Raw genomic sequence first — 20,218 nt, 5'->3', positions numbered from 1 at the left:
GGTTCACGCCTCGGGGCCGGTCTGCATCGGGCGTACCTCGACCTTGCCGAGGCAGGCCGCGGACGCCTCGGCGGCGAGCTTGAGAGCGACATCGAGGTCGGGGACGTCGATGATCCAGAAGCCCGCCATGTACTCCTTGGCCTCTGCATAGGGGCCGTCGGTGATGACCGGCTTCTCGCCCTGACCGTCGACGACGGTCGCCGTCTTCGCGGCATCGAGGCCGTCGGCGAAGACGAAGTAGCCCTCCTGCTGGAGCTTGTCGTTGAACTTCCCGGTCGCCTCGAACGACTTCATCATCTCTTCCTCCGAGGCGTAGCCGTAGTTCTCCTTCTCGTAGTCCGAGTCGGGACCCCAGACGGACATCAGGTACTTGGCCATGGTGCTCACTCCTTTGTGTCGGACGGCCTCGGTGGCCGCCTCTCACCCTTGCTACGAACGTCTACACCCCGATCCGACACCTCACATCAGAATTTCTCCAGGTAAATTCAATCCCTTAGCATCGGTAACCATGTCGAAGACCGCACAGCGATGAGCATCAGCGCCAAGCTCAAGGGTGCCGTCGCGGACACCCGCCCTCTGCAGGAGCCGCACTTCCGGCGACTGTGGATCGCCGGGATCATCACCATGATCGGCGCCCAACTGACCGTCGTCGCGGTGCCGGCCCAGATCTACGCGGACACCGGCTCCTCGGCGTACGTCGGGCTGACGGGTGTCTTCGGGCTGGTCCCGCTGATCGTCTTCGGCCTCTACGGCGGCGCGCTCGCGGACCACTTCGACCGGCGTACGATCCTGATGGTCTCGACCACCGGGCTGATCGGCACCAGCGCGCTCTTCTGGCTCCAGTCCGCGCTCGGCAACACCAACGTCTGGCTGCTGCTGTGCCTCTTCTCGGTCCAGCAGGCCTTCTTCGCGGTCAACCAGCCGACCCGGAACTCGCTGCTGCCCAAGATCCTGCCCGCGCACCTACTCCCGGCCGCCAACTCGCTCAGCATGACGGTCTTCCAGGCCGGCGCGATCGCGGGACCGCTGGTCGCCGGCGTGATGTTGCCGTTCACCGGGTTCACCTGGCTGTACGCCATCGACACCGTCACGCTGTTCGCGACCCTCTACGCGGTCGTGCTGCTGCCGAAGCTCCCCGTCGAGGGGGCCGGCGCGAAGGTCCCCGGGCTGCGTTCGGTGTGGGACGGGTTCGCCTACCTGCGCCATCAGCCAGTGCTGCTGATGAGCTTCGTCGTCGACCTGATCGCAATGGTCTTCGCGATGCCGCGGGCGCTGTTCCCGCAGATCGCCCACGAGTCCTTCGGCGGCCCGTCGGAGGGCGGGATCGCGTTCGCGCTGCTCTTCGCGGCCATCCCGGCCGGCGCGGTGATCGGTGGGATCTTCTCCGGCTGGGTCTCGCGCATCGAGGCCCAGGGCCGCGTGGTCATCTACTGCATCGGCGTGTGGGCCCTCGGCATCACCCTCTTCGGGCTCACCGTCGCGTTCGCGGACCTCGCTGTGGACAAGCGCAGCACTGCTCTGATGCTGGGGCTCGCCGTGTTCTTCATGATGGTCGCCGGCGCCGCCGACGTGGCCTCCGCGGCCATCCGGATGTCGATCCTGCAATCGGCGGCCGACGACAACGTGCGCGGCCGGCTGCAGGGGGTCTTCACTGTCGTCGTCGCGGGTGGCCCGCGGGTGGCCGACGTCCTGCACGGAGGTGCGGCGGCCGTGGTCGGCACCGCGATCGCGACCACCGGAGGCGGCCTGCTCAACCTCCTCGGGATCGCGGTGTGCGCGCTACTCGTCCCGAGCTTCCTCGCGTACCGGGTCAACCGGACCGCGCCCACCGAGAACGAACTCGCGAAGTAGCCCGGCGAGCAGCTCGGGCTGGTCGATCGGCACCAACGTCGAGGAGTCCTTGACGATCTCCAGCCGCGCGTCGGGATAGTGCGCGGCCAGGCGCGGACCGTGCTCGGCGGGCATCATCGTGTCCTGATCGGCCCAGACAACGAGGACCGGCTTGGTGAACTTCTGCTGCCCCTCGGCCAGCTCGAGCAGCTCGTCGCGACCAGGAGCGCCGCCGGCGAACTTGATGAAGTCGCGGCGGATCGCCCGGTCGGTCAGCGCCGGCGCGAACCAGCCGTGCACCAGGTCGTCGTAGAGGTGGTAGCTCTTGTCGACCGACATCCCGCCGTAGCCGGAGCTCATCTGCCGGAAGCTCTCCATACGGAGCAACTGAAGCGCGGCGGTGAACAGCGGCGGCACCTTCGAGAGCACCGCCAGCGGCTTGGCCGCCTTGGGCGGGTAGTTGTCGAAGGCCTCGCACGCCACCAGCGCCAGCCGCGCGATGCGGTCGGTGCGGTCGGCGTTGATGAGGAACTGGCCGCCGCCCCAGTCGTTGAGGACCAGGGTGACGTCGTGGAGGTCGAGCGCGTCGAGGAAGTCGCCGAGGATGCTCGCCACACCCTGCTGGCTCAGGTCCGCGTCGGGGCGCATCGGCTGCCGGTGACCACCCAGCGGCAGCGTCGGCCGGATCACCCGGAAGCCACCCAGGTAGGGCAGCGCACGGCGCCACAGACGGCCGTCCATCGGCACTCCGTGGAGGAGTACGAGGACAGGGCCGTCACCGCCGGTATCCTCGAAGTCGATCGGACCGGCCGACAGCTCGACGCTGGGCATTCAGTGGGCTCCTCGAAGCAATGACGTGGGGTGCCCACACCTTGCCCCCCGGGGAACAGGCGTGCAACGGGAATCGCCCAATTCCCTACGCATCTGGGTATATCGCAGGTCTTAAGTCCCTGAGCCACTAGGGCCGTGTTATACGCCCCAGGGCTTCCGATGGAGGCCCAGGGATCCCGGTGCGCTCATAGCCCGACCGGCAGATCCTCCGCGGCGGCGAACGCCTCGATGCCCCTGGCCGGACCTCGCTCGTCGATCGTCTCGATGAGGGCGGCGAGGTCGTCGCGGCGGTCCTGCGAGACCAACCAGGCCATCAGGCGCTGGCCACGCGGGACGGTGGTCTCCTCGAAGGGGACGCCTGCGTCGTACCAGAACTCGAGGACGGCGCCGCGCAACAACGCCCAGTAGCGGTCGGGGTCCTCGGTGGTGGGGTTGACCGACGCGCGGAAGTGCTCCCACATGTCGATCGGGAGGATCTCGGTGCGCAGCGTACGCATCAGCTTCGCCGAGCCGGAGCCGGCAACGAGCTCGACGGTCTGGCGCTTGGTGCTGATCCGCTCGAGCAGGTTGGCGATCTGGGCACGCTTCTGGGTCGCGGAGGAGAAGTCGGAGCGGACCCGCCAGTCGTAGACGACGTCGGTGAGGATGTCGAAGCTCCTGGCGGCCAGGAACGCCTGGGTCAGGGCCACCTGGTCCTGGTAGCGGGTGCGCTCGGGGAACGTGATGTCGTTGTCGGTCCAGAAGGAGCGCCGGAAGATCTTGTTCCACACGAACACGTCCGCGAGCATCAGCGGAGCGTCCTCGATCCGGCATCCGAGGCGGGTCCGGGTGTGGTTGCGGCGCATCAGCGGGGTGACGTACCTCCGCTCCTCGCCGTTCACGAGGGTGACGCGCTCGGCGGAGCCGACCACGAAGTCGGAGCCCGTACGCCGCAGCGTCTTCACCATCGTGCTCCAGGCGTCGCGGGGCAGGATGTCGTCGGGGTCGACGAAGGTGAGCAGGTCACCGGTGGTGGCCTCGATCCCGGTGTGACGGGCGATGGAGACACCGGAGTTGGGCTGGGTGATCAGCGTGACCCGAGGGTCCTTCGCGGCGATGTCCTTGACGATCTCGGCCGACCCGTCGGTGGAGCCGTCGTCGACGACGATCACCTCGATGGCACAGACCTCGCGCAACGGCTGATGAAGGATGCTGTCGAGGCTCTCGGCGACGTAGTCGGCCACGTTGTAGACAGGCACGACGACGCTGAGCAACCTCGGCTTCCTCCTTCTGAATCCCCCCACGCGCATCAACTCTAATTGGGTGCGCATCAACGCGACCTAGCGATGGTGAGCGTGTCGACCTTGGACCCGTCGGTAGCGATGACTTCGAGGTCCAGCCTCGCCTGCCCGTGGGCGTCGCGCGGGTGCGCATCGAAGAACGCGACCGAGTGGGTGGCGTCGCCGACGGCGCGGTAGGTCGTCGGCTCGGGGATCTTCAGGCCGTTCTTGTCCGTGTAGTAGGAGAGCACCGGCAGGACGTCGGGGTAGGTCGAACCGCCACCACCGCCGGCGGTGATGTAGATGGTCCCGTCGTTGGTGCTGACCGTGGAGCCGCGCGGCGCCTCCTGGACCGGCTTGCCGTCGCGCATCAGGTGGGTGCGCTCGTAGCAGTGGTTGTGCCCGTTGATCACGACATCGACCTGGTGGCGGTCGAAGAGCGCCTCCCAACGGTCGCGGATGCCACCGTCCGAGGCGTGCGCGATGTTGGTGCAGTAGGCGCACTGGTGGAAGCCGACCAGGATGAAGTCGATGTCGTTGCGGGCCCGGAAGGCGGCCAGCCGCTCCTCGAGCCAGCTGTCCAGCGTCTCGCCGAGGTAGCCCGCGTTCCGCGTGTACTCGTACGTCGCGTCGTTGCCGTCGAGGGCGATGAAGGCGACGTTGCCGCGGACGAAGGCGTAGGTCTCCGGTCCGCCGCCGGCACCGTTGCCGGGGTGACGGAAGCGGGCGCGGTAACCGTCGTAGCCGAGCTCGCCGTTGCCGTTCTCCATCTCGTGGTTGCCGACGACGGTCATCCACGGGATCGCGTTGGCGCTGGGCTGGATCTGGGTCAGGAACTCGTCCCAGACACCGAAGTCCTGCTGCAACTCCCCGCTCTTGCCCTGGCCACCGGTGTCGGCGTAGGCGATGTCACCGACGACGAACGCGAACTCGGCGCGCTGCTGGCGGATCAGGTTCACGTTTCGCGCGGCGTCCTCGGCCACGCCCATGTCGCCGAAGGCGGCGAACCGGAAGGACCCTGTGGTCTTCGGGGCGGTGGTGAACGAGCCCCTGGTCGCGGTGCCCCCGTCGTGGCTGAGCCGGTAGTAGTAGCGCGTGCCCGGTCGCAGGTCGCTGAGGTCCACGTGGTGGTAGACGCTGTCGACCCGGATCGAGGAGAGCGACTCGGGTCGAAGGGTGAGACCGTAGTCGGGCGTCATGCCCAGGTCGAGCCGCGGTGACTGGACCGACCCGGCGGTCGACCAGGAGATGTTCATCTGCTTGACCGGGTTGGCGCCGTACGACAGATGTACGCCCGTGGCCGGTGCAGCCGACCTGGCAGCCTGCGTCCACAGCATCGGGCCGGCGACGACACCGGCACCACCGATCAGGCCGGCCTTGAGGAAGGTGCGCCTGGAAGGGGCCATCGTGGTCTGGCCAATGTGGGGGCTATCGGTCACGGGAGGATCAACGCATAGGTAGACGAGACGTTAGGCCACGTGCGGTGTCGCCCGGGTGAACGAGTGGTGAGGAATTAGACGCTCGCGGCATGGGATGCTGCCATTTGGGCGCCGAAGGCTGCGTTGTCGCGTACGAGAGCGATGTTGGTGGCCAGGGAGTCGCCGCCGGTCAGCTCGACGATCCGGGCGAGCAGGAACGGGGTGATGTCCTTACCGTGGATGTCGCGCGCCTCGGCGTCGGCGAGAGCCTGGTCGATGTGCTTCCCGATCACCTCGGCGGGGATCTCGTCGGCGACCGGGACCGGGTTGGCGATGACCAGGCCGCTGGGGAGGCCGAGGTCCCAGGTGGCCTTCACGACCGCGGCGGCCTCGCCGGGGCCGTCGATGCGCAGCGGCGCCGCGAACCCGGAGCTGCGGGAGTAGAAGGCCGGGAACTCGTCGCTCCCGTTGACCAGCACCGGCACCCCGTACGTCTCCAGGGTCTCCAGGGTCAGGCCGATGTCGAGGATCGACTTCACGCCGGCGCTCACCACCGCGACCTGGGTGCGGGCCAGCTCGGTCAGGTCGGCGGAGATGTCGAAGGACGTCGCCGCACCCCGGTGTACGCCACCGAGCCCGCCGGTCACGAACGTCCTGATCCCGACCATGGCCGCCAGGCGCATGGTGGCCGCGACGGTGGTCGCGCCGTGGAGACCGCGGGCGACGACGTAGGGAAGGTCGCGGACGCTGACCTTGGTGACGTCGGGATCGGAGGCGAGGAGCTCGAGGTCGTCGGGCGACAGACCGGCACGTGGGATGCCGTCGAGCAGCGCGATCGTGGCCGGGACGGCGCCGTTGTCGCGCACGATCTGCTCGACCTCGGTGGCCATCTTGACGTTGTCGGGGTAGGGCATCCCGTGACTGATGATCGTCGACTCCAGCGCGACGACCGGGCGGCCCTCGGCGAGCGCGACCCCGACCTCTTCGGTGAGCCGGACCTTCACGCCAGCTCCCGCACGAGGCTCTCGTTGAGGTCCATCCGGACGGTGTCGTGGGTGCCGCAGGTCAGCGCCGCCGCGGCGTGCCCGAACCGGGCCGCCGCGACCAGGTCGACATCTCGGAGGAGCTCATGGGTGAACGCGGCGAGCATCGCATCGCCCGCGCCGGTGACGTCGAGGACATCGGTCTGTACGGCGGGAAGTTCCTGGTAGACGTTGTCGTAGCTGATCACCGAGCCACGGGCGCCGAGGCGCACCCAGACGACGCCGACACCTCGGTCGTGGAGGGAGTGGATGGCCTTCTCGATCTCCGCGTCGGTGCCGGCGGGCAGGTCGGTCAGCGCGGCCAGCTCGGCCTGGTTGGGCGTGACCAGGTAGAGCTCGCGATCGGCCCGGATCAGGTCACGCGCCCGCCTCGCCTTCGGCACCGAGACCGGGTCGAACCCGACGGGCACGTCGAACTCGCGGGCCAGGTCGATCGCCACGTCGGCCGTTCGGACCGGGATGTTGCCCTCGACGAGCACACCGCGAGCGTTCTTGATCAGGTCGCGGGCCGCCTCCACGACCAGCGGGGAGAACTCGTCGGTCGCGGCCATGTCGGCCACCGCAACCACCAGCTCACCGGAGGAGTCGAGCACGGCGTTGTAGGTGCCGGTGCGTACGTCTGCCCGGCGGCGGACGTAGGTGCAGTCGACGCCGACGTCCTCGGTGTAAGCGATCACCTCGTCGCCGATCGGGTCGTCGCCGACGACCGAGACCAGCGCCACCGAGTCACCCAGCCGGGCGAGGTTCTCCGCGACGTTGCGGCCCACGCCGCCGGGCGAGAGCCCGGCGGATCCGGACATGCTCGAACCCATCACCACCTGCTCGTGTGCACGAGCGTGGAGATCCATGTTGGAGCCGCCGATTACGACGATGTCTGGCGGAGATTGCGGGTTCATCACTTGAATCGTAAGTGGGGTGCACAGATCGCGCCCCCTCATAAAGTATGAACTTGCCGCGGCCCAGGCGTGTCCCTGCTCTCACTCGTTGTTGTCGCCGACTGCCGGACAGCGCCGCGCCGCTGATGCTAGATTCCGCCGGTCCGGCGCGAATACGCCTCATGGGGTATGTGCTCAGGGTCGCCCGGCCACCCCCCACCTCGGCAGCGCCCACGATGGTGCTGACGCGTCTCGAAAGCATTCTCACCATGTCTCCACGCCGGCGCGCATGTGCGCTGATCTCAGGCCTGGCAGTCACCGCACTGGCGGTCGGTTCGGTCGTTGTCCCAGCCTCGGCCGCTACCTCCACCCGTGAGGTCACCTGCTCGACGGCGGCCGCGACGATCGATCATGCACAAGCGATCGCGCGCGCCTGCGACGAAGACGTAACGGTCCTACAGCCGGACCCCACCTCGACACTCACGGCTCTCAAGGATGGGCGCGTACGCCTCGACACCACAGCATCCGTCGAAGAAACCGCTGCCACCGCGTTCGCATCGACGGGCTACGTCCCTCGCACTGGAACAGTGCAGAACTCTCTTACCGGCTCAGCAGCATGGGATCCCATGACGGAACGCGAATGGGTCGGCGCGTGCGACCCGGCGGAGGTGCCGCCGGACGAGAGGTTGGGGGAGACGATTCTCAGTGCGTGCGACGCCGAACCTTCGAGTCAACGACTTGTCTGGAAGTTCAACACCCAGGTTCTGCTCTCCGACCTCGAGCCCGAGAACATCGATTCTGCCCGTCTGCTCATCGGTGCGGACATCGGATGGTTTGATCAAGACGCATGCACGATCGGAACGCTCGAGATCTATGGCGCGGCCGACTGGACACGCCCGGCAGTAGGTTCCGAGAGTTATGCACCCACGGGGTGCCACCGCGATGACTATTGGACTGGCTACTTCCGCCTTGACGCGACCGACGTAGCCAGGAGCTACGCTGCGTCCTCTGATCCACTCACAATCGGGCTGAAGGCCGCCGACGAGACGTGCATGGCGTGCGGGTGGAACCTCATTCGGTCCGCAGAGCTGTCGGTCTACTTCAATCGTGCACCGAACAACCCCACCGATCTTCGGATCGGCAGGTTGTACGAGACAGACGGTCCATGCACGTCAGAGCCGCAGTGGCTGAACCGAGACATCTATACAAGCGCATTCATCTCTGATTCCGACGCAGCCTACGAGGGGGAGTGGGTCTCGGCCGTGTTCCGAGTCTTCCCCGCAGGTCGGTCGCCAGAAGGCACACCGATCGTCGAGAAGACGGCTCCCGCAAGAAAAGGGGATGCCAGTGTCGGGGTGAGTCTTCCCATTGAACTGTTCACTGACGGGAACTTGTACGACCTCCATGTGACCTCCCTGGATCGCAGCGGTACGGCTGGAGGCTCTGCGACATGCACCTTTGGAGTGGATACCACGGCTCCGGCGCCACCGACCATCACACCGGTCGTCGGCGCCGATGCCGTCTACGTTGCGGACGAACCCCGCGGTCGCCCGGATGTATCGGGCTATTTCTGGGTCAGCGGAGGCGACGCCGACGTGGTCACATATCGATTCGCAGGAGGTGACGACGCGTACTGCAGCCCCACCGGCACGTCAGCTCCCGCCACTGCTACGACGGGGTTCTCCTATACGCCGGACGACGACTCGATGTACGGAATGGACCGTGTGGTGGCTTGCGCTGTCGACCGGGCGGGCAACTCCAGTCAGACCTCCACGTACATGTTCGACGTCAGCAACGGCGCTGGAGCGACACCGCCCGCGATCACCGTCAACGGCGGATCGTCCTACACCGACGGGAACACCTACACGTCGAGCATCACGCTCAGCGTCGACGCGACCACTCCGTACGGCAACGTCACCGTCAGCGAAGGTTCGACCGTCCTCGGGGGCGCGACGTTCGACGCTCGCACGAAGTCGGTGACGATCCCGGCGAAGAAGCTCGCTGTCGGTTCGCACACGCTCACCTACACCTATCAGGCGTTCCCGGGCGCGCCGAAGTGGTCCACGACGAAGAGCGTCAGGGTGGTCGGGACGTTCGTCGCACCGACACCGACGATCAGCGGCACCGCCAAGGTCGGCAAGACCCTGACCGCGTCGCGGGGCACATGGACGCCGACGCCGAGCACGGTGACGTACGTCTGGAAGGCGGGCTCCACCACGATCAAGTCGAGCTCCTCGAACCAGCTGGTCGTCCCGGCGTCGGCCCGGGGGAAGCAGATCACGGTGAGCGTCGTGGGGGCCAGTTCGGGCTACACGACGAAGACCGTGTCCAGCGCGAAGACGGCTGTGGTGGTCGCCGGCACGTTCACCGCCCCGCGCCCCTACCTCAAGGGCACGGTCGAGTACGGCCACACCGTGACCGCTGTGCGCGGGACCTGGTCGCCGTCGCCCTCGTCGGTGACGTACGTCTGGAAGATCAACGGGACGGTCGTGAAGCGAGGTACGTCGTCGACGCTGTTCCTCCGGAAGGCCTGGAACGGCAAGCAGGTCACCGTCACCGTGATCGGCTCCCGGACGGGCTACACGTCCAAGACGATCACGTCGTACGCGAAGACGATCTGATCCGACCGTGAACTGGGAGCGCGACTCGGCGCGCTCCCAGCGTCACATGGACTCAGCCGAGGAGCTCGCGGCCGATCTCTTCGACCGAGCGGCAGCCGACGAGGCCGAGGGAGAGGTCGAGCTCGGCGATCATGTGCTCCAGGACGGCTTGGACTCCGGCGGCACCGGCGAGGGCGAGGCCGTAGACGTAAGGGCGGCCGAGGAGGACCGCGTCGGCACCCAGGGCGAGCGCCTTGAGGATGTCGGCGCCGGAGCGGATGCCGGAGTCGAAGAGGACCGGGATGCGGCCGTCGACCTCGTCGACAATGCTCGGCAGGGCGTCGATGGAGGCGATGGCGCCGTCGACCTGGCGGCCGCCGTGGTTGGAGACGATGATCCCGTCGACGCCGTGCTCGAGCGCGCGCCGGGCGTCCTCGGGCGCCTGGAGCCCCTTCAGCACGATCGGCAGGTCCGTCATCTCCCGCAGCCGGTCGAGGTCGTCCCAGATCAGGTCCGAGCGGGAGAAGACGTCGAGGAAGGTCTCGACCGCGGCGCGGGCGTGACCGGAGCGAAGGTTGTCGACGAGCTTGCCGGGGTGGTGCTGGGCCATCGAGGCGACCGCGGTGAGGGCCGAGGGGATCTCCCGCAGCCCGGGGCGCACGCTCGTCCCGCTGCCGCCGGAGAGGCGCTTCTCGACGAGGGCGCGGAAGGCCGGGTCGGAGGTGTACTGGGCGATCCCCAGCCCCCGCGCGAAGGGCAGATAGCCCAGATCGAGATCACGCGTACGCCACCCCAGCATGTGCGTGTCGAGGGTGACGACCAGCGCGTCGGAGCCGATGGCCTCGGCGCGGCGTACGAAGGACTCAACGATCGACTCGTCCTTCGACCAGTAGAGCTGGTAGAGCCGCGGGGTGTCGCCCAGGTCCTCGGCGACCTCCTCCATCGGGACGGACGCCTGGGTGGAGATCACCATCGGGATGCCCGTCGCGCGGGCCGCCGCGGCGACCTCGTGCTCGGCGCGGGGGTGGGCGAGCTCGAGCACTCCGACCGGGCCGAGCATCAGCGGCGCCGGCATCTCCACGCCGAACAGCGTGGTGCGCAGGTCGCGGCTCTCGACGTTGGTGAGCATGCGCGGCACCAGCCGGAAGTGGTCGAAGGCGGCCGTGTTGGCGGCGACGGTGCGCTGCTGGCCGGCTCCGCCGTCGACGTACGCCCAGGCCTCCTTGCTCATCGCCCGATGGGCGGCCTCGGCGAGCGCCGCGGGCTCGGTCGGCACCACGGGACGGTGGCCGAACAGGCCTTTGCGGAAGATCGCCGACTGGAGGTCTCTGCCGATACTCACGCGCGTAGGCTACTGGGTTCCGCCGCGGGCAGCGCGGCGCCGGAGATCGCGATGATCAGCCGATGACACCGCTCTGTCATCTGAGCGGGCGTGACCCCGGGATGGTCGAGCCACCAGGTGATCAGCGCATCGACCGCACTCATCCAGACCGCGGTCAGCGCCGAGGCGTCGAGGGGATCGTCATCGCCGACAAGCCTCATCAGCTCGTCGACGCCCTCGACGGCGAGACGAGTGATCCGGTCGGTGTAGACGGCGCGGGCGGCGGCCACCTCGCCGTCGTCGGGGGCTGACGGGTCGAAGAGGAGCCGCCACAGCCACGGCTGCGGCTCGAGCGTCTGGAAGAGACCGTCGAGCGTATGCAGACCTCGCTCGACGCCGACCGAGTCGTCGGCGGCGACCCGCTCCATCTCGGCGGCGAGCGTCTCGGCGCCGTAGTTGAAGCTGGCCAGGAAGAGGCCCTCCTTGGAGCCGAAGTACTGGTAGACCAGCGGCTTCGAGATGCCGGCATCGGCCGCGATCCCGGCGACGGACGCCTTGGCGAACCCCATGGTGCCGAAGACCTCGCAGGCGGCCCGCAGGATCTGCAGCTCGCGGTCGGCGCGTGGGACGCCCTTGGTTCCAGCGTTGGCCCGTGACATGTCGAAGAGTCTAGCGGCGCGATATGACCTTGAGGTAACTTACTCCAAGGTCATATCTCCTGGGAGGTCCCCCATGAACGACATGCTCGACCCGTTGAAGAACCCGTTGACGTACGCCATCCCGTTCTTCGTGATCTCGATCCTCATCGAGCTGGCGGCGCTGAAATGGCTCGATCACGACGACAATCTGGCCGGCTATGTCTTCAAGGACGCGCGCACCTCGATCCTGATGGGCCTCGGCTCGATCGTGTCGATGACCGTGTTCAAGGTGCTGACCTTCGCGGTCTACGCGGCGATCTTCGCCTACGCGTCGCTGTGGCAGGTCCCGGAGACGTGGTGGGGTCTGGCGATCTCGGTCGTGATCGTCGACCTCGCCTACTACTGGAACCACCGCTTCGTGCACCGGACCAGAGTCGGCTGGGCGGCCCACCAGGCACACCACTCGAGCGAGTACATGACGTTTGCGACCGCCCTGCGGCAGAAGTGGAACCCGTGGTTCGAGTTCTTCTTCTTCCTGCCGCTGCCGTTCCTCGGCATCTCCCCGGCGGCGATCTACATCGCCTTCTCGATCAACCTGATCTACCAGTTCTTCGTGCACACCGAGACGATCGGCAGGCTCTGGCGGCCCCTGGAGCTCGTGCTCAACACGCCCTCGCACCACCGCGTCCACCACGGCTCCGACCCGGAGTACCTGGACAAGAACTACGCCGGAATCCTGATCGTCTGGGACCGCCTCTTCGGCACCTTCCAGCCTGAGCGACAGCGCCCGACGTACGGCCTGACCTACAAGGTCGACACCTACAACCTGCTTCGGCTGGAGTACGGCGCCTTCCGTGAGCTCTGGAACGACGTACGCAGCGCCGACGGCTGGCGGCTCAAGCTGAGCTACGTCTTCCGGCCGCCGGGGTGGGTGCCGGCGGAGGCTACGAGACCTTCCGTCGCCCGAGAATCATCACGATGATCAGGCCGAGGAGGCCGACGACGATGAGCACGACGCCCGGGGCAGCGACCTCGACGAGCTTCTGACCCTCGGGAGACGCGGGCTCGCTGAAGCTCACCTGCTGAGGCTCGGGGGTAATCACCTCGGGGAACTCCTTGGCGATCTCGGCCTGGAGCTTGTCGGTGTATTCCTCGACGCGCGGCGCGCTGCCGGCGGCGAGGATCGTGTCGCCCTTCTTCTGCACGAAGAAGTAGTAGTCCTCGTTGGCGGTCAGCGACTTCTTCTGGCACACGCCGGGGTTGAGCGCGACGTCGAGGCTGCTGCCGCCGGTTACTCCCTTGAGCGCCTTGACGACGGTCACCGGGTAGACCACCGGGCCGCCCTTCTTGGTGGCCTTACCGGGGCCGGTCACCCGTGCGTGGAAGACCAGCGGCTCCTTGACCGCGTCGCTGAGCTTGAAGGCCGGGCACTTCGCGGGAGCCGTAACAGGGGCTGCCGAGGCGGGTGCGGGGCTCGTCGTGGCCACCGCTGTCACCGCAAGAGCGAGGGCAGCGAGGAACTGGGGGACGCGGCGCATGGCGAAGATCAAACCAGTCACAGGCCGAAGACTCCAGCCAGGACCCGCGCGACACCGTCTTCTTCATGCCCGGGCGCGAGATGCGACGCGCACGTGACCACGCTCGGATGGGCGTCTGCCATGGCGTACGAGGTCCCGGCCCAGGTCAGCATCGGCAGGTCGTTGGGCATGTCGCCGAAGGCGATCACCTCGGCGGCGGAGATGCCGAGCTCGGTGCAGACCAGCTCCAGCGTGGAGGCCTTGGTGACCCCGGGAGCGCTGATCTCGAGCAGCGGGAACGACGAGTGGGTGACGTTGACGCGATCGCCGACGACGGCAGTCGCGGCCGCGAGCAGCTCGTCGGCATCGTCGTGATCGTCACGGCGGGCGAGCAGCTTGATCAGCGGCTCGTCGGCGAGCTCCTCGATCGGCGCGACGCGCCTGGCGGGCCGGAGTGCGTCGGAGGTGTGGGTCGCGAACGCAGGCTCGCACGACCATCCCTCGAGCGACTCCGTGGCGAAGACCAGTCCGGGCACGTTCTCCTTCAGCGCCGCCGCCACTTCGGCGGTCAGGGCCGGCTCGATCAGCCGGGTGAGCCGGGGCTGATCGGCGGCGACGTCCCAGACCAGGGCTCCGTTGGAGACGATCGCCAGCCCGACGCTGCCGATGTGCTCGAAGAGCTCACGGGTCCAGCGCAGCGGCCGCCCGGTCACGAAGATGACCGGCACGCCGATCTCCTCGAGCTTGACGAGCACGCCACGAGTGAAGTCCGAGACCGAACCGTCCGCTCTGACTAGGGTGCCGTCGAGGTCGGTGGCGACGAGCTTCGGCGTCCTCATTCTTCCATTCTGCCACCGGGCACAGGCCTGGCCATCACCAGATGCCCGTCCTCGTCGGCGCCACGCAGCTCGGTGAACCCGCACTTGGCGAGCACTCGGAGGCTGGCCGCGTTGGCGGGCTCGACAGAGGCCCGGATGCGTACGCCCTCTTCGTCCGCGCACGCCAGCAGACCCTTGAGCGCCTCGGTGGCGAAACCCCACCCGCGTGCCTCTTCGATCAGGCCGTAGCCGACCTCGGTCTCCGGGGTGCCGTCAGGGGCGACGTCGGGCGGCCCGAAGAAGCCGATCGAGCCGAGTACGGTGCCGTTGCGCATGATGTAGCGGGAGCTCCACCGGTCGCCCTCGATCCACATCGTCGCCGCGTCGCGGTCGTCCTCGCGGGGGAACTGCGGGTGCCAGCTCTGCGGCCGCCCGATCCCGCTGTCGGGATCGCGGATGGCCTCGACGTCGGCGCGCGTCCACAACGGCAGCGTCAGCCGCTCCGTCGTGACGGTGAGGGGAAGAGTCACGAGGTGGCACTCTGCCATCTGGGTACGCACCAACCAACTGGAAATCGCCGTACCTCGGTCTGCTTCACGGCGCCATTTCCCGCCATGGCGGGAAAGTGCGGCCCCCACCAGCGACGACACCCCGCACAATCCCGCCATGGCGGGCTTCTGCGCGGCTCAGAACCAGCGGGAGAGTTCCAGCGCCGCGCCGTCATCGGCGACGTGGGCGGTGACGGCGTCGGCGACCTCTTGGACGACGTCAGGGGCGTTGCCCATGGCCACCCCGCGACCGGCCCACTCGAGCATCTCGACGTCGTTGCGACCGTCACCGATGGCGAGTACGTCGGCCGGCTCGAGGTCGAGCTGGTCGCAGACGTAGGAGAGGCCCGACGCCTTGGAGACGCCGACCGGGGTGAGGTCGAGCCAGGCGGTGTAGCCGACCACGTAGTCGATGCCGTGCAGGCCGAGCTCGCGGCCGAGGGCGAGGAAGTCCTCAGGGGTCGCGTCGGGGTCGCGGATGATCACTCGGGACACCGGCTCGGCGACCATCTCCTCGACCGGGGCGATCAGGTGCGCACCGTCGAGCTCGCCCTCGGGGAACGGTCGGTTGAACCGGTAGCCGAGACCACGGTTCTCGACCGCGACCAGCACGTTCGGCCGTCGCTCCACGATCTTCTCGACCGCCGCGCGGGCGTCGAAGGTCTCCTCGTGCACCACCTCGACCGGCGGGTAGCGAAGCACCACCGCCCCGTTGGAGGCGACGATCCACAACCGCTCCGCGCCCTCGTCCGGGAGCCCGAGCAGGTCGGCGATCCCGGTCATCGAGTGGGCCGAGCGACCGGAGGAGAGCACCACGTGGGCGCCGGAGTCGTACGCCCGGCGGACCGCTTCGCGCACCTTGTCCGAGAGCGCCTCGGAGGTGGTGCCGGTGCCCTCGATCCAGCGCAGCAGGGTGCCGTCGATGTCGAGCGCGACGAGCTTCGGGTGCCAGGCGGCCTCACCGGGCCGGGCGGTGGTGCTCTCGGTCGTGCTCACTTCTGGATCGGCTCCAGAACCTCGCGGCCGAGCCACTTCTGCAGCGCCTTCGGCACTCGCACCGAGCCGTCGGGCTGCTGGTGGGTCTCCAGGACGGCGACGATGGCGCGGGTGATCGCGGTCAGCGTGCCGTTGAGCGTGGCGACCGGCGTGGTGCCGTTCTCCGTGCGCGCCCGGATGTCGAGGCGACGAGCCTGGAAGGTGGTGCAGTTGGAGGCCGAGGTGAGCTCGCGGTACTTCCCCTGGGTGGGGATCCACGCCTCACAGTCGAACTTCCGCAGCGCGCTCGGACCGAGGTCGCCCGCGGCCACGTCGATCACCTGGTAGGCGAGCTCGAGCTTGTCCAGGAACGCCTTCTCCCACTCGAGGAGACGCTGGTGCTCGGCGTACGACTCCTCGAGGGTGGTGTAGACGAACATCTCCACCTTCTCGAACTGGTGGACCCGGATGATGCCCTTGGTGTCCTTGCCGGCCGAGCCGGCCTCCTTGCGGAAGCACGACGAGAAGGCGGCGTAGCGCCGCGGCAGCGTGTCGGGGTCGAGGATCTCGTCGGAGTGGTAGGCCGCCATCGGCACCTCCGAGGTGCCGACCAGGTAGAGGTCGTCGTCCTCGATCTTGTAGACGCCGTCGTCGACCTGGTCGAGGAAGCCGGTGCCCTCCATCGCCTCCGGGCGCACCAGCGCAGGCGCGATAACCTGGGTGAAGCCGGCCTCACGGGCCTGCTCCATCGCCAGGTTGATCAGCGCGAACTCGAGCTCCGCGCCGACCCCTGTCAGGAAGTAGAAGCGGCTGCCCGAGACCTTGGCGCCGCGCTCGAGGTCGATCGCGCCGAGCAGCTTGCCGAGCTCGACGTGGTCACGCGGCTCGAAGCCCTCGGCCTCGAAGTCACGCGGCTTGCCGACCTTCTCGATCAGGACGAAGTCATCCTCACCGCCGGCCGGAGCGTCGTCGGCGAGGTTGGGGATGGCCTTGAGAGCCTTCTTCCACTCCTCCTCGGCAACGCCCTGCGCCGCCTCGGCCTGCTTGACGGCGGCCGCGAGGTCCTTCACCTCGGCGAGGAGCTGCTGCTTCTCCTCGCCCTTGGCCTGGGCGACCTTCTTGCCCATCTGCTTCTGCTCGGCCCGCTTGGCCTCGAAGTCCGCGATCGCCGCGCGCCGGGCGCTGTCCGCGGACAGCGCCCGGTCCACCACGTCGGAGGACGCGCCACGGCGCTCTTGCGAGGCACGTACGCGGTCGGGGTCTTCGCGGAGGATGCGCGGGTCGATCATGCGGCAAGGCTAGTCGACCGGACCACCAGATCTCACTTCAGTAATCGGTGTTGGGAACCGACTACGGCAACCTGCGTCGAGTCTCGATCGAGCTCCAACGGTCCGAACCGGTGCCACCGTCGCCGTAGTCACGGCCGCTACCGCCGTACAGGCCATCGGATCCATTGTCCCCATAGAGCCGGTCGTCGCCCGAGCCGCCATAGATCCTGTCGTTCCCGTCTCGCCCGATCAGTACGTTGCCCAGAGAGTTTCCGGTGAGCACATCGGCTCTCGTTGTGCCCGTCAGGCGCTCGACGCCCCGAAGGCTGTCCCGGCCGGCGCCGGTCGACTGGGGCGCTGTCGTGGCGAGCGAGACGGTCACTCCAGTGGTGTGGCCCTCATACGACACCATGTCGGTGCCACTTCCGCCATCGACTCGGTCGGCGCCGCCGCCGGGCCGGATGGTGTCGTTCCCGCTGCTGCCGAGCAATACGTTGTTGCCCGCGCCTCCGGTCAGTACGTCCGAGTACCGGCTGCCGGTGAGGTTCTCCAGCTCCGACATCCGGTCGCTGCCGCCACCGCCGGTCGCTTGACCCAGCGTTGCTACGACACGGCTAGTCGCGCCGAGATACGACACCGTGTCGACTCCTGGGCCGGCCGCCATGCTGTCGTTGCCCGATCCGCCGTCGAGCGAGTCGTTCCCGCTGCCGGCCAAGAGGAAATCGGCGCCGCCGTTTCCGGCAAGCCGGTCGTTGCCTCCTCCGGCCCTCAGCTCGTCATCCCCGTTCCCGCCGGACAGGTAGTCGGCCGCTCCGTCATCGGGCGAACTGTTACTGGGATAGGCGATAAGGAAGTCGTTGCCGTCGTTGCCGTACATCGTGTCGGCGCCACGACCGCCGTACATGATGTCTGTGCCTGATCCGCCGTCGAGCCGGTCATTTCCGTTGTAGCCCGAGATCTCGTTCCGACCGGAGCCTCCTCGGAGAACGTCGTTCCCAGGAGACCCCGAGATGCGATCGTCACCAGACCCGCCGTCGATGGTCACCCTCGTTCCGATGGTCGCGGCGAGTCTGTCGTTGCCCTCGCCACCGATCAGTACGTCCGCGCCTGCGCCGCTACCGATCTCGTCTGCCCCGGCCGCTCCGTCGATCCGATCGTCACCTGTGTCAGCAGACACATCGTCATCGCCGTCACCGGCCTGAACCTGGTCGTTCCCCGGGCCTGCCGAGATTTCGTCGCTTCCGACGCCCGTGTCGATCCGATCCGCACCGTCCCCGCCGTACGCCTGGTCATCGCCCTCTCCGGTGGCGATCTGGTCGTCCCCGGCGTCTGCGTCGACAGAGTCGTCACCGCCACCGGTATCGATGACGTCGTTGCCCTCGCCGGTAGCTATCGAATCGCGTTGGGGACCGCCGTGAACGACATCGCCGCCGGCACCGGTGTCCATCCGGGAGTACTGGCCAGCCACCGTGACGGTGTCATCGCCGTCCGCCGTGCTCAGGGACCAGAAGTTCGTTCCCTGGCTGCTGATCACGTCGTCGAAAGCCGTCGCATAGAGGTTGTCCATCCCCTCCACCTTGGCCTCTACGCCACCCGAACGCAGGGCCCCTGTCGTCAGGTTGTAGTCGACACCGGACGTGAGGTCGGTCAAGTGCAACTCATCTCCGCCCGTACCGATGGAGTCGGCGATGTCATACGCCGCCGGTTCGCCTCGCACGCGGACGATGTCGTCGCCACCCTCAGGTCGGATGAAATCAGGGCCTTCTGTGCGGTAGATCCAGTCGCTGCCCCAGCCGCCGTAGATGTGGTCGGCCCCGGGCGCGACCTCCGGGTCCGTGGTGTACCCGTCCCCCCAGATGTTGTCGTCCCCACCCGCGGCATAGACGGTGTCGTCGCCTGCCCCGCCGACGAGGTGATCCTGCCAGTTGCTCCCGTGGATCACGTCGTCACCGGCACCACCGTCGAGGCTCGCGGTCCGGTCCCCGGCATGGAGCACGTCGTTGCCATCACCGCCGCTCAAGCGGCGATTGATGTAGCCGGGCGCGGTGCACATGACGTCGTCGCCACCCAGCGCGTCGACGGGAGCACCTTCGCCGGCCGGAACCCAGACGACATCTGGCCCATCCGTGGGCGTCGCCCCCGCTGCCACGTCGACGGTCACGGGCCGTCCGTCACAGGTCAGATCCTCGGCATGAGCAGGTGCAACGCCAAGACCCGCAGCGACAAGACCGGCGGCGGCCAAGAGAACGCTCGCCACGTGGGCGAACCGGGAAGCACGCATGGATGATCTCGATCCACGAAGCAATGAACGTGCCGCTCCCGGAAATGGCACCTAGCAACGCGAAATTAGCACCACTTGGAGCGCCTCGAAGGCAGATTGCAAATCACCAGTCTTACGGCCGAATCCAGTGCCCACCTCGCGCGACAGAACCGAGGACCGCGGCACCCTCGGGCTCAACTGCCCAACGCGCGAGGTGGTCACGAATCCGCTAGAAGAGTCTCTGCCGCAGCGAGGTGAGGACTATGACCGCCTCGGCAGCCACATGGTCACGGCTGGTCAGTCGCGAACTCTTTTGTCACCAGTAGACCGGGCTGGTCTTGCCGCACGGGCGCAGCCACGAGCGGTAGACCGTCCGGTTGGGGAAGTCGTAGGCGTAGGAGTCGTTGGTGAAGTAGGTCCCGCCGGTGTAGGTGACGTAGGTGGCCGAGGTCGCGTAGTACTTCGGGAAGCCCGAGGGGTTCGACGCCGTCGAGCGCGAGCCCTTGCTGGGGATCGAGCCACGGATCAGCGGGTTCGCCAGGGAGCCGCTGGTGATGATCGTGGCCTGCTGCCACCCGGTGCTGCGCTTGTTGGTGACCGTGTAGCGGATCGACTGGCCGCCGCGGACGATGACGCAGGCGTACCAGTTCGCGGTCGCGCTCGAGGAGACGATCGTGCCGGCACCGGACATGCCCGCCCTGATCTTCGACCACGTACGCGACCCGACGATGCCGTCCGCCGACAACCCCTTCGCGCGCTGGTAGTCCTTCACCCGGGCGGTGGTCGCGGACCCGAACGAACCGTCCGGCCTGAGCCCACCGAGCACCTTCTGGAGCAGCGTCACACAGCTGCCGGTGTTGCCGGGACGTACGGTCTTCGGGCTGCTGATCGTGCAGCTGACCGCGGCCTCCGCAGGCGCCGTACCCGCGTCCACGGCGACCAGTCCGCCCGTTGCCACAGCTGCCGCCGCGAGCAGGCCGCCCATGCGCAACCGCACCGATGTCTTCACTGTATGGA

General features: G+C 67.8%; 18 protein-coding genes. 3 read left to right on the top strand and 15 right to left on the bottom strand.

Annotation, left to right across the window (positions count from 1 at the left end; all coding sequences use genetic code 11):
• Nucleotides 1–3: 3 nt before the first annotated feature.
• On the bottom strand, nucleotides 4–378 hold the full coding sequence (locus AB0F44_RS11625) for a YciI family protein (protein WP_350662949.1): 375 nt from the start codon (nucleotides 376–378) through the stop codon (nucleotides 4–6).
• Nucleotides 379–528: 150 nt separating this feature from the next.
• On the opposite strand from AB0F44_RS11625, the gene AB0F44_RS11620 reads away from it, so the two are divergent.
• A complete protein-coding gene (locus tag AB0F44_RS11620; protein ID WP_357355510.1) occupies nucleotides 529–1,851 on the top strand; it encodes an MFS transporter in 1,323 nt (440 codons plus the stop codon).
• Here AB0F44_RS11620 and AB0F44_RS11615 read toward each other — a convergent pair.
• The 5 genes from AB0F44_RS11615 to AB0F44_RS11595 all read right to left on the bottom strand — a co-directional run bounded on the left by AB0F44_RS11615 (nucleotide 1,780) and on the right by AB0F44_RS11595 (nucleotide 7,277).
• Nucleotides 1,780–2,661: an alpha/beta hydrolase gene (locus tag AB0F44_RS11615; protein WP_357355508.1), complete on the bottom strand. Its 882-nt coding sequence runs from the start codon at nucleotides 2,659–2,661 to the stop codon at nucleotides 1,780–1,782. The two genes, AB0F44_RS11620 and AB0F44_RS11615, sit on opposite strands and share 72 nt — an antisense overlap.
• A 185-nt stretch (nucleotides 2,662–2,846) precedes the next feature.
• The gene (locus AB0F44_RS11610; RefSeq protein WP_357355604.1) at nucleotides 2,847–3,950 is read right to left on the bottom strand and encodes a glycosyltransferase family 2 protein; all 1,104 of its coding nucleotides are present in this window, start codon (nucleotides 3,948–3,950) and stop codon (nucleotides 2,847–2,849) included.
• A 20-nt stretch (nucleotides 3,951–3,970) separates the two neighbouring features.
• Nucleotides 3,971–5,326, bottom strand: coding sequence for a metallophosphoesterase family protein (locus tag AB0F44_RS11605; protein WP_357355506.1), 1,356 nt, complete (start codon nucleotides 5,324–5,326; stop codon nucleotides 3,971–3,973).
• Nucleotides 5,327–5,433: 107 nt separating this feature from the next.
• Entirely contained in the window at nucleotides 5,434–6,342 is a 909-nt protein-coding gene (locus AB0F44_RS11600; RefSeq protein WP_357355504.1) for a pseudouridine-5'-phosphate glycosidase, read from the bottom strand.
• Nucleotides 6,339–7,277, bottom strand: coding sequence for a carbohydrate kinase family protein (locus AB0F44_RS11595; protein WP_357355502.1), 939 nt, complete (start codon nucleotides 7,275–7,277; stop codon nucleotides 6,339–6,341). The genes AB0F44_RS11600 and AB0F44_RS11595 overlap by 4 nt, the downstream gene beginning before the upstream one ends.
• 248 nt (nucleotides 7,278–7,525) lie before the next feature.
• Here AB0F44_RS11595 and AB0F44_RS11590 point away from each other — a divergent pair, with 248 nt between their 5' ends.
• On the top strand, nucleotides 7,526–9,877 hold the full coding sequence (locus AB0F44_RS11590) for a hypothetical protein (RefSeq protein ID WP_357355500.1): 2,352 nt from the start codon (nucleotides 7,526–7,528) through the stop codon (nucleotides 9,875–9,877).
• Nucleotides 9,878–9,929: 52 nt separating this feature from the next.
• Here the strand turns inward: AB0F44_RS11590 and AB0F44_RS11585 are convergent, their stop codons facing one another.
• Entirely contained in the window at nucleotides 9,930–11,198 is a 1,269-nt protein-coding gene (locus AB0F44_RS11585) for an alpha-hydroxy-acid oxidizing protein (protein WP_357355499.1), read from the bottom strand.
• Nucleotides 11,195–11,836: a TetR/AcrR family transcriptional regulator gene (locus AB0F44_RS11580; protein ID WP_357355497.1), complete on the bottom strand. Its 642-nt coding sequence runs from the start codon at nucleotides 11,834–11,836 to the stop codon at nucleotides 11,195–11,197. Before AB0F44_RS11580 ends, AB0F44_RS11585 begins: the two co-directional genes overlap by 4 nt.
• A gap of 73 nt (nucleotides 11,837–11,909) precedes the next feature.
• Between AB0F44_RS11580 and AB0F44_RS11575 the strand changes: the two genes are divergently transcribed.
• On the top strand, nucleotides 11,910–12,797 hold the full coding sequence (locus AB0F44_RS11575; protein WP_357355495.1) for a sterol desaturase family protein: 888 nt from the start codon (nucleotides 11,910–11,912) through the stop codon (nucleotides 12,795–12,797).
• Here AB0F44_RS11575 and AB0F44_RS11570 read toward each other — a convergent pair.
• The 7 genes from AB0F44_RS11570 to AB0F44_RS11540 all read right to left on the bottom strand — a co-directional run bounded on the left by AB0F44_RS11570 (nucleotide 12,760) and on the right by AB0F44_RS11540 (nucleotide 20,210).
• A complete protein-coding gene (locus AB0F44_RS11570) occupies nucleotides 12,760–13,374 on the bottom strand; it encodes a hypothetical protein (RefSeq protein WP_357355493.1) in 615 nt (204 codons plus the stop codon). The genes AB0F44_RS11575 and AB0F44_RS11570 overlap by 38 nt on opposite strands.
• Complete coding sequence (locus AB0F44_RS11565) at nucleotides 13,371–14,171, bottom strand: HAD family hydrolase (RefSeq protein WP_357355492.1); 801 nt, start codon at nucleotides 14,169–14,171, stop codon at nucleotides 13,371–13,373. Before AB0F44_RS11565 ends, AB0F44_RS11570 begins: the two co-directional genes overlap by 4 nt.
• Nucleotides 14,168–14,680 carry a GNAT family N-acetyltransferase gene (locus AB0F44_RS11560; RefSeq protein ID WP_357355490.1) on the bottom strand — a complete coding sequence of 171 codons (513 nt, stop codon included), beginning with the start codon at nucleotides 14,678–14,680 and terminating at the stop codon, nucleotides 14,168–14,170. The genes AB0F44_RS11565 and AB0F44_RS11560 overlap by 4 nt, the downstream gene beginning before the upstream one ends.
• Before the next feature lie 156 nt (nucleotides 14,681–14,836).
• Nucleotides 14,837–15,694 carry an HAD family hydrolase gene (locus AB0F44_RS11555; RefSeq protein WP_357355488.1) on the bottom strand — a complete coding sequence of 286 codons (858 nt, stop codon included), beginning with the start codon at nucleotides 15,692–15,694 and terminating at the stop codon, nucleotides 14,837–14,839.
• Entirely contained in the window at nucleotides 15,691–16,962 is a 1,272-nt protein-coding gene (gene serS, locus AB0F44_RS11550; RefSeq protein ID WP_357355486.1) for a serine--tRNA ligase, read from the bottom strand. Before serS ends, AB0F44_RS11555 begins: the two co-directional genes overlap by 4 nt.
• A 61-nt stretch (nucleotides 16,963–17,023) precedes the next feature.
• Nucleotides 17,024–19,102, bottom strand: a complete 2,079-nt coding sequence (locus AB0F44_RS11545) for a calcium-binding protein (protein ID WP_357355484.1) — start codon at nucleotides 19,100–19,102, stop codon at nucleotides 17,024–17,026.
• Nucleotides 19,103–19,517: 415 nt separating this feature from the next.
• The gene (locus AB0F44_RS11540) at nucleotides 19,518–20,210 is read right to left on the bottom strand and encodes a peptidoglycan-binding domain-containing protein (RefSeq protein ID WP_357355482.1); all 693 of its coding nucleotides are present in this window, start codon (nucleotides 20,208–20,210) and stop codon (nucleotides 19,518–19,520) included.
• Nucleotides 20,211–20,218: the final 8 nt, after the last annotated feature.

Source organism: Nocardioides sp. NPDC023903 (assembly GCF_040639295.1).
Lineage (GTDB): Bacteria > Actinomycetota > Actinomycetes > Propionibacteriales > Nocardioidaceae > Nocardioides.
The sequence above is the reverse complement of the archived record's forward strand: the minus strand, read 5'-3'. Positions and strand labels throughout refer to the sequence as shown.